Raw genomic sequence first — 13,856 nt, 5'->3', positions numbered from 1 at the left:
TTGTCATTGCTGCAGCGCTTCGATCATACCGTCCGCCAGCAGGCGGCGGGCCACGATCACGCGCATGATCTCGTTGGTACCCTCGAGGATCTGATGCACGCGGGTATCGCGCACCATACGCTCGAGGGGGAACTCTCTCAGGTAACCATACCCACCATGCAGCTGCAGTGCTTCGTTACAGACATTGAAGCCGATGTCGGTAGCGAAGCGCTTGGCCATGGCACAGTGAGCGGTCGCTTCCGGGTCGCCCTGGTCGAGCCGCCAGGCAGCATGCCGCACCATCAGCCGAGCCGCTACCAGCTCGGTCGCCATATCGGCGAGCTTGAACTGCAGTGCCTGGAAGTGGGCGAGCTCACGACCGAACTGCTTGCGCTCCTGAAGATAGTTACGCGACAGGGTCAGGGCATGCTGCGCGGCACCCAGCGAACAGCTGGCAATATTGAGCCGTCCGCCGTCAAGCCCCTTCATCGCCAGCTTGAAGCCCTCGCCCTCTTCACCAAGACGATTGCCGACCGGCACGCGCACGCCGTCGAAACTGACGAGACGCGTAGGCTGGCTCTTCCAGCCCATCTTGTCTTCGTTCTTGCCGTACTCGATGCCCTCGGCATCCGCCGGCACCAGAATCGTCGACACACCGCCGGCCCCGCTGTCTGCCGCACCGGTGCGCGCCATGACCACCATGACATCGTTGGCTCCGGCCCCGGAGATGAACATCTTGGACCCGCTGATGACGTACTCGTCGCCTTCACGTACGGCCTTGGTCCGCAGGCTGGCGGCATCCGAACCGGAACCTGGCTCGGTCAGGCAGTAGCAACCCAGGCACTCGCCGCTGATCAGACGTTCCACCCAGGTTTCACGCAGCGTTTCGCTGCCCCAGCTGGCTACCATCCAGGCCACCATGTTGTGGATGGTAAGATAGGCGGTCGTCGCGATGCAGCCCTGGGAAAGCTGTTCGAAGATCAGCGAGGCATCCAGGCGCGAGAGCCCCAGGCCACCGCGCTCCTCGGGAATGTAAATGCCGAGGAAACCTGCGTCCCCAGCCCGGCGAATGACATCGACCGGAAAGTGCGACGTGGCATCCCATTCGGCAGCGTGTTCAGCCAGTTCTGCCCGCGAAAAGTCGGCGGCGGCTTGAACCAGCGCCTTCTGGTCATCGGTTAGGGAGAATTGCATGGCGGTTCCTCAACGTGTTTAGCGGACCAAAAATCCAGCAGGAGGTAACGGGCATGGCCAGCGCGACCGAGCTCACGTCAGCCAACCTAGCACTTGCTAGGTTTTATCGCATACATCCCTTGGTCGACAACCACTTTACGTTAACGTCAACGTCGTCTAGTGTTGCGGTTATGTGGAGGGACACTGCAAGACGTGCCCGCCAACTCATAGGAAACCAACAATGAGCATACAAAAAGCGGAAGCCACCCCACCGGTCAACGGCAGCCTGCCGCGGCAGCGTCGCACCTATTCCATAGGTGAACTGGCCCGGATGTTCGAGGTGACACCGCGTACCATCCGTTTCTATGAGCAGGAGGGGCTGCTGGCGCCCGAGCGGCGCGGTCAGACCCGCATCTACCATGAGAAAGACCGAGTGCGCCTGAAGCTGACCCTGCGTGGCAAGCGGCTAGGCTTCTCACTGGCCGAAATTCGCGAAGTGGTCGAAATGTATGACGCCATGCCCGACGGCAACGCACGTCAGCTCAAACGTCTGCTCGAGATCCTCGCCGACAAGCGCAACAACATGGAGCGTCAGCTGGAAGACATCCGCCTGATGCAGCGCGAACTGGACGATGTGGAGCTGCGGGCGCGGGAAGTGCTGGAGCGGCTCGATCAATACTGAGCGCTGCGCCACGGCAGCCCGGCCACGCCACTGACCTGCGGCAGCCCACCCTTCCGATACCGGCTCTCGACTATCGCATCAAACTGCCACAACAAGACGGGTAACACGATGACACGCCAAGCACTTGAACAACGCGTCCCGAACAGTTACGTCAGCGGTATCAGCGACACGCCGCTGAAGGGTGAAACCATAGGCGACTGCTTCGACGCGACGGTCGCCCGCTTTCCGGACGGCGAGGCCCTGCTGAGCCTGCATCAAGGCCTGCGTTATACCTGGAAGGAACTGCAGCAGGCGGTCAACCGGGCCGCACGAGCCATGCTCGCCCTGGGCGTCAAAAAAGGCGATCGGGTCGGCATCTGGTCACCCAACTGCGCCGAGTGGACCATCACCCAGTTCGCCACGGCCAAGATCGGTGCCGTTCTGGTCAACATCAACCCCAGCTATCGCACCCATGAGCTGGAATATGCGCTCAAGCAGTCCGGCGCCTCGACGCTGATTCTCCAGGGCAAGTTCAAGACGTCCGACTATGTCGCGACCCTGGCGGAGCTGGCCCCCGAGTTGCGCGACGGTGCCCCGAGCACCTTTTCCGCAGCCAAGCTGCCTGAGCTCAAGCGCGTGGTGTGTCTCGATGCCGATCTCGCCCTGACCGGCATGTTCAGCTGGCAGAGCATGCTGGCCCATGCCGACGACGTCTCCGAAGAACATCTGGCCGAGATTCAGGCCACGCTGCAGTTCGACGAGCCGATCAACATTCAGTACACCTCGGGAACCACCGGGGCGCCCAAGGGGGCGACTCTCTCCCACCACAACATTCTCAACAACGGCTTCTTCGTGGCTCGCACCATGGGCTTCTCCGAGAAGGACCGGCTGGTGATCCCGGTGCCCCTCTACCACTGCTTCGGCATGGTGATGGGCAACCTGGGTTGCGTGACCCACGGCGCCACCATGATCTATCCGGGTGACGGCTTCGAGCCGGAGGCCACGCTCAAGGCGGTTTCCGAGGAGAAGGCCACGGCGCTCTATGGTGTGCCGACGATGTTCATCGCCGAGCTGGAGCATCCCAACTTCGCTCAGTACGACCTGTCGACTCTGCGCACCGGCATCATGGCCGGCTCGATCTGCCCCATCGAGGTGATGCGCAAGGTCATCGAAAAGATGAACATGCAAGACGTCACCATCTGCTATGGCATGACGGAGACCAGCCCGGTCAGCACTCAGACCAAGACCGACGCTCCGCTGGAGAAGCGCGTGACCACGGTGGGTACCATTCATCCCCACCTGGAGGTCAAGCTGGTGAGCCCGGAGACGGGCGCCGTCGTGCCCCGCGGCGAGACCGGCGAGCTATGCACCCGCGGCTACAGCGTGATGCTCGGCTACTGGAACAACGAGGAGGCTACCGCCAAGTCCATCGACGCCGCCGGCTGGATGCACACCGGCGATCTGGCCACCATGGACGAGGACGGTTACATCGCCATCGTCGGGCGCATCAAGGACATGATCATTCGCGGCGGCGAGAACATCTACCCGCGCGAGATCGAGGACTTCCTCTACACCCACCCGGCCATCTCCGACGTCCAGGTGATCGGCGTACCCGACGAGAAGTACGGCGAAGAGGTGATGGCCTGGGTCAAGCTCGGTGAGGGCCAAAAGCTCAACGCCGACGAGCTCAAGGAGTTCTGCAAGGGCAAGATCGCCCACTACAAGATTCCGCGCTATGTGAAGTTCGTCGATGAGTTCCCGATGACCGTTACCGGCAAGATCCAGAAGTTCAAGATGCGCGAGGAGGCCACTCACGAGCTGGGACTGGCCTGATCGCACACGATTCGATCCGATAGAAGTGGTTGAAAGCGCTGCGCCCCTGCCAAGGCAGGGGCGCAGCTGTTTAGTTTATTGCTCACTCGCTATAGTCTGTATAACAAAATTTTCAACAACAGCCATACCGAAGAAGGTGCTGCCATGTCAGTACAACAACCCCCAAGAGCCGCAGGCCTGAGCCAGGAGCAACTGGACGCCTACTGGATGCCCTATACCGGCAACCGCCAGTTCAAGCGCGATCCACGCATCATCGTGGCCGCCGAGGGCAGCTACTTCACGGACGCCGACGGCCGACGCATCTTCGATGCCCTCTCCGGCCTCTGGACCTGCGGCGCCGGTCATTGTCGCCCCGAGATCACCGAAGCCGTCACCCGTCAGCTACAGCAACTGGACTATTCGCCGGCGTTCCAGTTCGGCCACCCCAAGGCCTTCGAGCTTGCCCACCGCCTGCGTGGCCTCACGCCACAGGGGCTCGATCACGTGTTCTTCACCGGCTCGGGTTCCGAAAGCGCCGACACCGCACTGAAGATCGCGCGTGCCTACTGGCGCAAGATAGGCAAGCCGACCAAGACCAAGCTGATCGGTCGCGCCAAGGGCTATCACGGCGTCAATTTCGGCGGTATCAGTCTGGGTGGCATTGGCGCCAACCGCGTGCTGTTCGGGCAAGGTATCGATGCCGACCACCTGCCCCATACCCTGCTCGCGGAGAATGCCTTTACCCGCGGCATGCCCGAAAAAGGTGCCGAGCGCGCCGACGAGCTGCTGGAGCTGATCGCCCTACACGATGCGTCGAATATCGCCGCGGTGATCGTCGAGCCATTGGCCGGTTCCGCCGGGGTAATCCCACCGCCCAAGGGCTATCTGCAACGCCTGCGTGAGATCTGCGATCGCCACGACATCCTGCTCATCTTCGACGAGGTCATCACCGGCTTCGGCCGCATGGGGTCCATGACCGGCGCCGAAGAGTTCGGCGTGGTGCCGGACATCATGAACGTGGCCAAACAGCTGACCAATGGCGCAATTCCCATGGGCGCGGTCATCGTCAAGGGCGAGATCTATCAGACCTTCATGGATCAGGGTGGTCCGGACTACATGCTCGAACTGCCCCACGGCTACACCTATTCCGGGCATCCGGTAGCCTGTGCCGCGGCGCTGGCAGCGCTGGACGTGCTCGAAAGCGATCGCCTGATCGAGCGTGTGCGGGAGCTGAGCCCCTATTTCGAGCAGGCACTCCACGGCCTCAAAGGCTCACGCTATGTCACCGATATTCGTAATTATGGGCTCGCCGGTGCGCTGCAGATCGAAGCCTACCCGGGCGAACCGGCACGGCGCCCCTACGAGATCGCCATGAAATGCTGGCACAAGGGCTTCTATGTGCGCTACGGCGGCGACACCATCCAGCTCGGCCTGCCGTTCATCGTCGAACGCGATGAGATCGATCGTCTCATCAACGTCCTCGGCGAGGCCATCGGCGAACTGGACTGAGCACACGAGCGAGCCGGATGGCCATCACCACCGGCTCGAGCACCTGAAAGTGGTAGTGGGGCCTAGAGCCCCTTCGGGGCGAAGATGCCCGGGGCGTTGCGCCAATACCCCTTGTAGTCCATGCCGAAGCCGAACACGTATCGGTCCACCACTTCGAGGCTGCAGTAGTCGGCCTTGAGATCAGGCACCGCCTTGCGGTCGTGGCGCTTGTCCACCAGAACGGCGGTGGAGATACTGGCGGCTCCGGCCTCGCGACAGTAGGCGAGGATGGCGGCCAGGGTCGCTCCCTCGTCGAGGATGTCATCGACGATCACCACGTGACGACCGGCCATGGGAACCTCGGGCGACACGCGCCAGAACAGCTCTCCGCCGCGGATCCCGCCTCGATAGCGGGTCGCGTGGAGATAGTCGACTTCGAGCGGAAAGCCTAGCCGGGTCAGCAGATGCCCGGTGGTGATCAGCCCCCCGTTCATGACGCAGTAGAATACCGGCAGCTTGTCGCCCAGGTCGGCAGTTATCTGCTCGGCCATGCGATCCAGCGCACGCTCCACCTCTTCATGACTGATCAGGCAGTCGGCGTTCTCCATGACATCGCGCATGCTTGCCAGGGACTGATGAAAATCGGCTTCGATTTTGGGCATGAAAGGCTCGTATCAATGAGGTAAACGACGTGAGTGAAGCGGGTCAGAGAGAGGCCATGGCCTCGAGTCTGGCGTGGACACGGCGCCAGCGACCCAACGCCTCGAGAGCGTCGATATCGGGGCGTGCACGGCCATAGCGCAGGCGCGACGCCCGGCGTGTGGTGCGACCTTGGCAGGCGTCGAGCACTTCCAATGCGGCATTCCGGTCGTTGCAGACCAGCACCATATCGCAGCCGGCATTGAGTGCCGCGAGGGCCCGCTCACCTGGCTCGCCGGCGAAGCCCGCCCCGGCCATGCCAAGATCATCGGAGAATATCGTGCCCTTGAAACCGAGCGACTCGCGCAGCAAGCCCAGCCAACTTGCCGAGAACCCCGCAGGGCGCGAATCGAAGGCGGAATAGATGACATGGGCGGGCATCACGCCATCCAGCCGGTGGGTCAGCTCGGCAAAGGGTATCAGGTCGTGCTGGCGCAACTGCTGCAATGGGCGGTCGTCGATCGGCAGCTCCAGGTGGGAATCAGCCGCGACGCTGCCATGGCCGGGAAAATGCTTCCCCACTGCCACCATGCCAGCCTCATGCAGCCCATCGATCAAAGCGCCCGCCATGCCTGCCACGGCCTGGGGGTTCGAGGAGAAGCTGCGATCGCCAATGACACTCGAGATACCGGAATCCACGTCGAGCACCGGCGCGAAAGTGAGATCGAGCCCGCATGCCGCCATTTCCATGCCCAGCAGCCAGCCGGTATCGAGGCACAGCCTGAGAGTCACTTCCGGGTTATCCGCAAAGTCGCGCCCGATCCGCCCCATCGCAGGCAGGCGTGTCACTCCCTCACGCAGTCGCTGAACGCGACCCCCTTCCTGGTCGATGGCCAACAACAATTCCGGGCGCTGTCGCCTGATACCATCGCACAGCTCGCGCACCTGGCGCGCATTCTCGATGTTGCGAGCAAACAGAATGACGCCCCCGACCTCCGGTCGCATGAGCATTTCACGCTCGTCGCTCCGCAGTTCGGTCCCTTCCAGATCTAGCATCACCGGGCCTAGGGTCTGGGTCATGAGCGAAGTCCTGTGGCCATCAAAGGGAGCTGATTCTAGACCAAAGCCGCCCCCGGCAACAGCTATGGGGAGTGGCCGACACGGCTACCGAACATGCTGGAGCGCCAGCGAGCCGACTGGTTCACTCGTGAAGCCAGACCGGGGTACCAGGCTTTGCCACGCCAAAGACCTCGAGCAGGTCGTGGTCACGCATGCGGATGCAGCCATGCGAACGCGGCTCCCCCATCGGCTGATCGGGCGGAGTGCCATGTAGATAGATATAGCGTCTCTGGGAATCGACGTCACCACCACGGTTGAAGCCACGCTCGAGACCGCACAGCCATAGAATGCGCGTGAGGATCCAGTCGCGTTCCGGATGGGCCTCGGCCAATTCGGGGGTATATACCTCCCCGGTGGGGCGTCGCCCGCGAAACACGCTGCCGAGTGGGTAGCCATCGCCGATGGCAGCCCGCACATAGTGCCAGCCGAGCGGCGTCGAACCGCTGCCCTCGCGCTGGCCGACACCGGCCAAGGCCGTGGATACCGGCCACTCGTTGCGTGGCTGATCGCCGAGATAATGAACGAGACATTGTCGACCGATATCGATTTCGAGCCAGCCCTCTTCCTGCGGCGGCAGCGTCTCGAGCCTTGGGGTATGCATGTTCAGCTTGCCTTCGAGGCGGGCAAGGCCGGTGGCGGCAAGGGTGCGTTCATCGCCGCCACCACAACGGGGCGTAAGCGGCGTATCAGGTCGCGCACCGACACATGCTCGTGGTAATCCTTTTCGGCGATATCGCGCAGCGCATCGAGGCCGGAAAGCGTAAAGATCACCGTTCCCAGCATGAAATGCAGGCGCCAGAAACGCTCGGCGTCGGGCAGCTCCGGCGTCGCCTGGCGCACCAGATCGGTGAAGCGGGAAAAGACACTGCCGTACTCCTCCTGGATATGGCGCCTCAGGTGCCCCTGCGCCTGGCTGTATGCCAGACCGAGCAGCTTCATGAACACCTTGAGACTATGCTTTTCCGCGGGCACCTCGAGCACGGTGCGGGCCATGGTTTCGAGCAGTTCCTCGAGGGGAATCGTACCACCGGCATGGCGCTCCTCGAGCTCGTCGAGGGCATGATGGAAGCGCACGGTGAAGGGGTCGAGATAGCGCGAGAAGACCGCCTGGATGAGGGCCTTCTTGGAACCGAAGTGATAATTCACCGCGGCGAGGTTGACTCGCGCCTTGCTGGTGATGGTCCGCAGGGAGGTTTCGGCGAAGCCGCGCTCGGCAAAAAGAACCTCGGCTGTGTCGAGAATACGTGTAACGGTGTCGGTCTGCGCCATGATCAGTTTCCGCTAGAAACAACTGTTTTAAACATTACAAAAGTCTACGTCATTATCTTTCATCACTCAATGTGTGCGTCTTCAATGTCGTTTAAAACGCGATATCGTAGCTGCGCGGCTTTGGCGCGGCGGCTTTTTACTGGATAGACTTCCATGCTGTATACTTGCACAATACCGCAAGACAGCTACCGGAGTTCGCCATGAGCCGCCCCCTCACGTCGCGCCAGCAGAACGTTTACGATTTCATCGTCAAGACCATGCACGAGCTGGGCTATCCCCCTACTCGCGCCGAGATCGCCCGAGCCCTCGGCTTTCGCTCGCCAAATGCGGCCGAGGAGCACCTGCGCGCACTGGAACGCAAGGGCGTGATCCGCGTCATCCGCGGCACCTCCCGCGGCATTCGCCTGCCAGCCCAGGAGAGCGATAACGCCACTCCCGAATCCGGCGGCGAAGGGCTGCCGATCATCGGGGAAGTGGCCGCGGGCAGCCCCATCCTTGCCGCCGAGCATATCGATCGCTACTGCCCCCTGCCCCCGGACTACTTCACTCCCCGGGCCGACTACCTGCTCAAGGTACGCGGCCTGTCGATGAAAGACGTCGGCATTCTGGAGGGCGATCTGCTGGCGGTACATCGCACCGAGCGGGTGCGCGACGGTCAGATCGTGGTGGCACGCCTGGAGGACGAGGTGACGGTCAAGCGCTTCCATCGCCAGGGGCATCATGTGGTATTGGAAGCCGAGAACCCCGACTTCGCGCCGATCGAAATCGACCTGCGTCATCAGGCGCTCGAGATCGAGGGCATTGGCGTTGGCGTGATCCGCGGTGGCAATGGCCAAGCGTTGGGCTGAAAGCTGGCTGCGCTCGGCCGGTAAGTCGTCATGAGCCGCAAGATTCTGCATGCCGACTGCGACTGCTTCTACGCTGCGGTCGAGATGCGCGACAACCCTGCACTGCGGGAGGTGCCGCTGGCCATTGGCGGCACCGCCGAGGGTCGCGGCGTGATCGCCACCTGCAACTACCCTGCCCGCGCCTACGGCATCCATTCTGCCATGCCCACCGCAAGAGCGCTGCGCCTGTGCCCCCATCTCACCTTGCTCAAGGGAGATTTCGACCGCTACCGCGAAGCCTCCCAGCAGTTGCTGGCCATCTTCCATGAGCTGACCCCGCTGGTGGAACCGCTCTCTCTGGACGAGGCCTTTCTCGACGTCACCGATGTTACCCGCTTTTCGGGCAGCGCCACCTGGATGGCGCGCTGGCTGAAGGAAGAGTGCCTCAAGCGGGTGGGAATCACGGTCTCGGTGGGCGCCGCGCCGGCCAAGTTCTTGGCCAAGATCGCCAGTGACTGGGAAAAGCCGGACGGGCTTACCGTCATCGCACCGGGCCAGGTCGACGACTTCATTCGCCAACTCCCCGTCACCAAGCTGCATGGCGTCGGTCCGGCCACGGCCAAGCGGCTCGAGGCGCTGACGATCGACACCTGCGAGGATCTCCAGCGCGTTCCGCTGGAGCGGCTACTGCAGGAATTCGGCAAATTCGGCAAGCGCCTGTTCGAACTGGCACGGGGGATAGACGAGCGACCGGTACGCATCGAGCGCGAGCGCAAGTCAGTAAGCGTCGAAACCACCTTCGCCACCGACCTGCCCACCGTTGCCGAGTGCCACGCCCAGCTGACACCTCTTTGGGAACGGCTAGAGGCTCGCCTGGCTCGTCACGGCCATCCACCGGTGGCGGGCACTTTCGTCAAGGTTCGCTTTGACGATTTCTCGCTCACCACTCTCGACAGTCGCGGCGGCGCTCCGGAGCTGCGCACCTATTCGACGCTGATGGAGCAGGCCTGGGCCAGAAGACAACGCCCGGTACGCCTGCTTGGGGTGGGAGTCAGACTGGTCCCGGACGACGCCAGGCGACAGCTGAGCCTGCCGCTCTGACGTCACTTGGTATCGATATAGCGATGGCTGTCGAAAGTGGCCACCCAGTGAGGGTGGTAGACCATCAGAATCCCGAGCAGCATGCCCGTGAGAAAGGCTTCCGAGGGCATCAGCAGCGGCAGGAACAGCGCATACTCCCTGGCCAGATATACCGCTTCGGGATCGCCGGAAGCCAGCATGATCATACCCAGGCCGGCAAGCCCCGTGCCGAGCGTGGCCAGTGCCGCACCAAAAAAACCGCACACGAAGAGAAACAGCATCAGGTTGTCGGGCAGGAAGCGATCCACGATGCGCCATATCGACACGCTGATCACGACCGGTATCACGCCGGTAATCAGCACGTTGACTCCCAAGAGCGGCCATCCCACCTTGCCCAGCAGTACCAGAGAGAGGTTTGCCAGCAGGTTGGTCACCAGCGCCATCGGCGCCTTGAAGATCAGCGTGAGCAGTGGCGTCAGCATCAAATGCAAACTCAACCAGTCGACCGACTGAGCCCTGAGCTGCCACAGCAGAACGACGGCGAGGCTCGCCGCCAGCCATCGATGCTGAAGAGCGCGGTCGCCTGACAGCGTTCGCCAGGGGAGCTGCGTCAGCCCCAGACCGACGATCGACAAGGCAAGCGCTCCACAGGCGATCAGCAGCCAGACAGGAAGTACCAATTCGGAAAACGTCATGCCGAACTCCCGACGGGATCAGGCAAACACCACCGTCTTGTTGCCATGGATTAGCACACGATCCTCGAGATGCCAACGCAAGCCACGCGCCAGCACCGCCTTCTCCACGTCGCGACCGAATCGCACCAGATCCTGAGGCGTATGGCAGTGACTCACTCGGTGAATGTCTTGCTCGATGATGGGTCCTGCATCCAGCTCCTCGGTCACGTAATGGCAGGTGGCACCGATGAGCTTCACGCCACGAGCGTGGGCCTGATGATAGGGCCGGGCGCCGGCAAAGGAGGGCAGGAAGCTGTGATGAATGTTGATGACGCGTCCGGCATAGCGCTGGCAAAGCCGCGGCGGCAGGATCTGCATGTAGCGCGCCAGCACGACGACCTCGGCTTCAAGCGCCTCGACGTGGCGCTCGACTTCATCGAAGGCTGCCCGCTTGTCCTCGGCCGCCACCGGCACGTGGATGTACGGCAGGCCGTGCCATTCCACCAGTCCTCGCATATCGTCGTGGTTGGAGATGACGCCGACGATATCGCCATCCATCTCCCCTGCCGTCCAACGATAGAGCAGGTCCACCAGGCAGTGAGACTCACGCGAAACCATGATCACGACCCGCGGCCGATGCCGGGTATCGCGCAGGGCCCACTCCATGTCGAATTCCCGCGCCACCGGCTCGAAAGCCTCTGTCAGCTCTGCCGCGCTCATGCCGATGGAGTCGGCAAGAATCTCGTAACGCATGAAGAAGCGCTCGGCTTCCAGGTCGGAGTGCTGGCTGGCTTCGGTGATGGAACCGCCGTGGCCCGCGATGAAGCCGGAGACACGAGCCACGATGCCACGGCGATCGGGGCAGGAAACGACGAGACGATAGTAGTGAGACATGGCCAACCCAGTGCTGGAGGGTAATCGGAAGCACGCATTGTAGCGGACTCGCCAGATCCCGACACGCCCGCCCGTGCCGGGCTCGCATTGGAAGGGTGGCGCCGATCCCGTATAGTGAAGACTCACCTGTCTGGTCATGTTTTGCCGATGTCTTCGAATCGCGTCACCATACGTCCCCGCCGCCGTAGCCCGCTCCACTTCCTGCCCTTGGGGGGCTGCGGCGAGATCGGTATGAATCTGGGGCTCTACGGGTATGGCGAGGACTGGGTCGCCGTCGACTGCGGCATGATGATTCGCCAGGATCTGCCGGACACGCCGCTCCAGGTACCGAGCCTCGAAACCCCTGAGGCGCTTGGTATCCATCCCAAGGCCTTGTTCATTACCCATGGCCACGAGGACCACATCGGTGCAGCAGCCTGGCTGTGGCCCAAGTGGCAATGCCCTATCTACGCCACTCCACTTGCCGCGGGGTTACTGCGAGCCAAGTTCCATGAACGCGGCTTGTCCAGCGACGCCATTCAGGTGATCGAAGCTGGCGAGGCACTGGATTGCGGCGCCTTTAGTCTGCGCTACCTGCCGCTTACGCACTCGATCCCGGAAAGCTGTGCGCTTTTGATAGCCGCCGGGGATTACCGCATATTGCATACCGGTGACTGGAAGCTCGACCCCGAACCGCTGGTAGGCCCGCCTATCAAGAGTTCGATCTTTCGTGCTCTGGCGCCGCTGGATCTGGTGGTGGGCGACTCCACCAATGCTCCCATGCCGGGCCATTCACGCAGTGAGGGCGACGTCGCCAGAGCCCTCGAGCACCGTCTTAGCCAGTGCTCGGGCCGAGTCGTGGTGACCTGTTTCGCCAGCAACCTGGCCCGAGTACTGGCCGTGGCGCAAGCAGCCGAGCGCTGCGGTCGCCGGGTAAGCCTGATGGGCCGTGCCATGGAGCGCATGGTGATGGTCGCCCGCGGCCTGGGCTACCTGGAAGAGATGCCCGCCCTGGTGCCAGTCAGCGACCTTGGCTACCTGCCACCCGATGAGGTATTGGTGATTGCCACGGGCAGCCAGGGCGAACCGCGCGCCGCCTTGAGTCGTCTCGCCCATGGGCGACATCAGAGTTTCGAGTTGATGGCCGGCGATACCGTGCTGTTTTCGGCCAAGGCCATTCCCGGCAACGAGTATCAGATCGAACGCCTCAAACATGCGCTTGAGCGTCTTGATGTGGCGATATGGGATGAGTTCAACCATCCCGAACTGCATGCTTCCGGCCATCCCGCGCAGGATGAGCTGCGCATCTTCTATGACTGGGTGAAGCCGAGACATTTGCTGCCGGTACACGGTGAACGGCGCCACCAACAGGCGCACCAGGAGCTGGCGGAATCGATGGGTATCCAAGCGCCCTTGGCACCGGTGAACGGCGACCTGATCCGCCTGGACGCGGAAGGATTGAGCCTGGAATCGCGCCACCCCCAGCGTCCTTGCATCGTCACCCAGAACTCCATCTCGCCCCTGCCGGGCCTTGCCGCGGATCGAGGTTCTTCGCGCCACGGCATGCTCTACCTGGCGCTTTCGATCGCCACGACGGGCACGGGCTGGACCCGCATTGGACGCCTGATGATTGATGCCCATGGTGTCAGCGCAATGGACGAAGAAAGTTTTACCGATTGGTTGGACGAGCGATTGGAGGCAATCGCCGTGGAGTCGTTGGCCGAGCTACGCTCAGCCCTGCAGCCCCAGATCACAGCCTGGATGGCACAACATCTTCGCCAACTGCCGGATATCCATCTGCAGTTGATTGCGGTTGAAACGCCCGCCTATCGTTGATGTCCCGGCGGAGAATTACCCGCGACTATCATGCCATGATTCAGGCGTACGGAAGGGAGCAACGCCCCTCGCCTTGCTCCCTTCCAACTTGCACCAAGCAGGCCGTATGAACTCTCAGGATCACGAGCCACTGGCATTCTTGGGCGGACGTCCACGCCGGCGGCGCGGCTGCTCTCCCACGAGATCTTCCACGGAGAGACCGGCATCGTTCATGGCCTCACGGATCTCAGCCAGCTTCTTCTCCTTGTCCGCTTCCTCCTGTTTGCGTAGCTTCTCTTCTTCGTTTTTCTGTTCAATGACCTCGCCGATCACATCGGAGAGCTTATGCAGCTGCTCCATGCTCAATTGACGAGCAGCGGCACGAGCCACGTTCTTGTTCCGGGCGATGCGCTCCAGGGTTTCGCTGGACATTGGCCTCCTCCACGC

14 protein-coding genes are annotated in these 13,856 nt (G+C 62.3%); 6 read left to right on the top strand and 8 right to left on the bottom strand.

What is annotated here, in order from left to right; genetic code table 11:
- Positions 1–3: 3 nt before the first annotated feature.
- Positions 4–1,173 (bottom strand): acyl-CoA dehydrogenase family protein, encoded by a 1,170-nt coding sequence (locus AC2VNO_RS02010; protein ID WP_486932564.1) that lies wholly within the window; start codon positions 1,171–1,173, stop codon positions 4–6.
- A gap of 220 nt (positions 1,174–1,393) precedes the next feature.
- Between AC2VNO_RS02010 and AC2VNO_RS02005 the strand changes: the two genes are divergently transcribed.
- From AC2VNO_RS02005 to aptA, 3 genes are all read left to right on the top strand, one after another.
- Entirely contained in the window at positions 1,394–1,834 is a 441-nt protein-coding gene (locus tag AC2VNO_RS02005; RefSeq protein WP_486932563.1) for a MerR family transcriptional regulator, read from the top strand.
- A 108-nt stretch (positions 1,835–1,942) separates the two neighbouring features.
- Positions 1,943–3,646, top strand: a complete 1,704-nt coding sequence (locus tag AC2VNO_RS02000) for an AMP-binding protein (protein WP_486932562.1) — start codon at positions 1,943–1,945, stop codon at positions 3,644–3,646.
- Positions 3,647–3,790: 144 nt separating this feature from the next.
- A complete protein-coding gene (aptA, locus tag AC2VNO_RS01995) occupies positions 3,791–5,134 on the top strand; it encodes an omega-aminotransferase AptA (protein WP_486932561.1) in 1,344 nt (447 codons plus the stop codon).
- Between the two features lie 62 nt (positions 5,135–5,196).
- On the opposite strand, the gene AC2VNO_RS01990 is transcribed toward aptA, so the two are convergent.
- From AC2VNO_RS01990 to AC2VNO_RS01975, 4 genes are all read right to left on the bottom strand, one after another.
- Positions 5,197–5,775, bottom strand: coding sequence for a hypoxanthine-guanine phosphoribosyltransferase (locus AC2VNO_RS01990; RefSeq protein ID WP_228579135.1), 579 nt, complete (start codon positions 5,773–5,775; stop codon positions 5,197–5,199).
- Positions 5,776–5,818: 43 nt separating this feature from the next.
- Positions 5,819–6,832 (bottom strand): beta-N-acetylhexosaminidase, encoded by a 1,014-nt coding sequence (gene nagZ / locus AC2VNO_RS01985; RefSeq protein ID WP_486932560.1) that lies wholly within the window; start codon positions 6,830–6,832, stop codon positions 5,819–5,821.
- Between the two features lie 121 nt (positions 6,833–6,953).
- Positions 6,954–7,472: a L,D-transpeptidase family protein gene (locus AC2VNO_RS01980; RefSeq protein ID WP_486932559.1), complete on the bottom strand. Its 519-nt coding sequence runs from the start codon at positions 7,470–7,472 to the stop codon at positions 6,954–6,956.
- A 2-nt stretch (positions 7,473–7,474) separates the two neighbouring features.
- Complete coding sequence (locus tag AC2VNO_RS01975; protein WP_486932558.1) at positions 7,475–8,140, bottom strand: TetR/AcrR family transcriptional regulator; 666 nt, start codon at positions 8,138–8,140, stop codon at positions 7,475–7,477.
- Between the two features lie 200 nt (positions 8,141–8,340).
- Between AC2VNO_RS01975 and lexA the strand changes: the two genes are divergently transcribed.
- Both lexA and dinB read left to right on the top strand, forming a co-directional pair.
- The gene (gene lexA, locus AC2VNO_RS01970) at positions 8,341–8,988 is read left to right on the top strand and encodes a transcriptional repressor LexA (protein WP_486932557.1); all 648 of its coding nucleotides are present in this window, start codon (positions 8,341–8,343) and stop codon (positions 8,986–8,988) included.
- Positions 8,989–9,018: 30 nt separating this feature from the next.
- Positions 9,019–10,068, top strand: coding sequence for a DNA polymerase IV (gene dinB / locus AC2VNO_RS01965; RefSeq protein WP_486932556.1), 1,050 nt, complete (start codon positions 9,019–9,021; stop codon positions 10,066–10,068).
- Between the two features lie 2 nt (positions 10,069–10,070).
- On the opposite strand, the gene AC2VNO_RS01960 is transcribed toward dinB, so the two are convergent.
- A complete protein-coding gene (locus tag AC2VNO_RS01960) occupies positions 10,071–10,742 on the bottom strand; it encodes an energy-coupling factor ABC transporter permease (RefSeq protein WP_486932555.1) in 672 nt (223 codons plus the stop codon).
- 18 nt (positions 10,743–10,760) lie between these two features.
- A complete protein-coding gene (purU, locus tag AC2VNO_RS01955; protein WP_486932554.1) occupies positions 10,761–11,615 on the bottom strand; it encodes a formyltetrahydrofolate deformylase in 855 nt (284 codons plus the stop codon).
- Between the two features lie 231 nt (positions 11,616–11,846).
- Here purU and AC2VNO_RS01950 point away from each other — a divergent pair, with 231 nt between their 5' ends.
- Complete coding sequence (locus tag AC2VNO_RS01950; protein WP_486932600.1) at positions 11,847–13,430, top strand: ribonuclease J; 1,584 nt, start codon at positions 11,847–11,849, stop codon at positions 13,428–13,430.
- Between the two features lie 120 nt (positions 13,431–13,550).
- On the opposite strand, the gene AC2VNO_RS01945 is transcribed toward AC2VNO_RS01950, so the two are convergent.
- Positions 13,551–13,841, bottom strand: a complete 291-nt coding sequence (locus AC2VNO_RS01945; protein WP_209472237.1) for an H-NS family histone-like protein — start codon at positions 13,839–13,841, stop codon at positions 13,551–13,553.
- Between the last annotated feature and the right edge of the window lie 15 nt (positions 13,842–13,856).

It is taken from the genome of Halomonas sp. TH-94, assembly GCF_057473365.1.
This window is presented reverse-complemented; position numbering and strand designations above follow the sequence as displayed.

Excerpts from the sequence above, each read along its gene's own strand:
- AC2VNO_RS01980 (WP_486932559.1), bottom strand. The coding sequence starts at position 7,472 with ATGCATACCCCAAGGCTCGAGACGCTGCCGCCGCAGGAAGAGGGCTGG.
- AC2VNO_RS01950 (WP_486932600.1), top strand. The coding sequence starts at position 11,847 with ATGAATCTGGGGCTCTACGGGTATGGCGAGGACTGGGTCGCCGTCGAC.
- purU (WP_486932554.1), bottom strand. The coding sequence starts at position 11,615 with ATGTCTCACTACTATCGTCTCGTCGTTTCCTGCCCCGATCGCCGTGGC.
- AC2VNO_RS02000 (WP_486932562.1), top strand. The coding sequence starts at position 1,943 with ATGACACGCCAAGCACTTGAACAACGCGTCCCGAACAGTTACGTCAGC.
- AC2VNO_RS01945 (WP_209472237.1), bottom strand. The coding sequence starts at position 13,841 with ATGTCCAGCGAAACCCTGGAGCGCATCGCCCGGAACAAGAACGTGGCT.
- lexA (WP_486932557.1), top strand. The coding sequence starts at position 8,341 with ATGAGCCGCCCCCTCACGTCGCGCCAGCAGAACGTTTACGATTTCATC.
- AC2VNO_RS02010 (WP_486932564.1), bottom strand. The coding sequence starts at position 1,173 with ATGCAATTCTCCCTAACCGATGACCAGAAGGCGCTGGTTCAAGCCGCC.
- AC2VNO_RS01990 (WP_228579135.1), bottom strand. The coding sequence starts at position 5,775 with ATGCCCAAAATCGAAGCCGATTTTCATCAGTCCCTGGCAAGCATGCGC.
- nagZ (WP_486932560.1), bottom strand. The coding sequence starts at position 6,832 with ATGACCCAGACCCTAGGCCCGGTGATGCTAGATCTGGAAGGGACCGAA.
- aptA (WP_486932561.1), top strand. The coding sequence starts at position 3,791 with ATGTCAGTACAACAACCCCCAAGAGCCGCAGGCCTGAGCCAGGAGCAA.
- AC2VNO_RS01960 (WP_486932555.1), bottom strand. The coding sequence starts at position 10,742 with ATGACGTTTTCCGAATTGGTACTTCCTGTCTGGCTGCTGATCGCCTGT.
- dinB (WP_486932556.1), top strand. The coding sequence starts at position 9,019 with ATGAGCCGCAAGATTCTGCATGCCGACTGCGACTGCTTCTACGCTGCG.
- AC2VNO_RS02005 (WP_486932563.1), top strand. The coding sequence starts at position 1,394 with ATGAGCATACAAAAAGCGGAAGCCACCCCACCGGTCAACGGCAGCCTG.
- AC2VNO_RS01975 (WP_486932558.1), bottom strand. The coding sequence starts at position 8,140 with ATGGCGCAGACCGACACCGTTACACGTATTCTCGACACAGCCGAGGTT.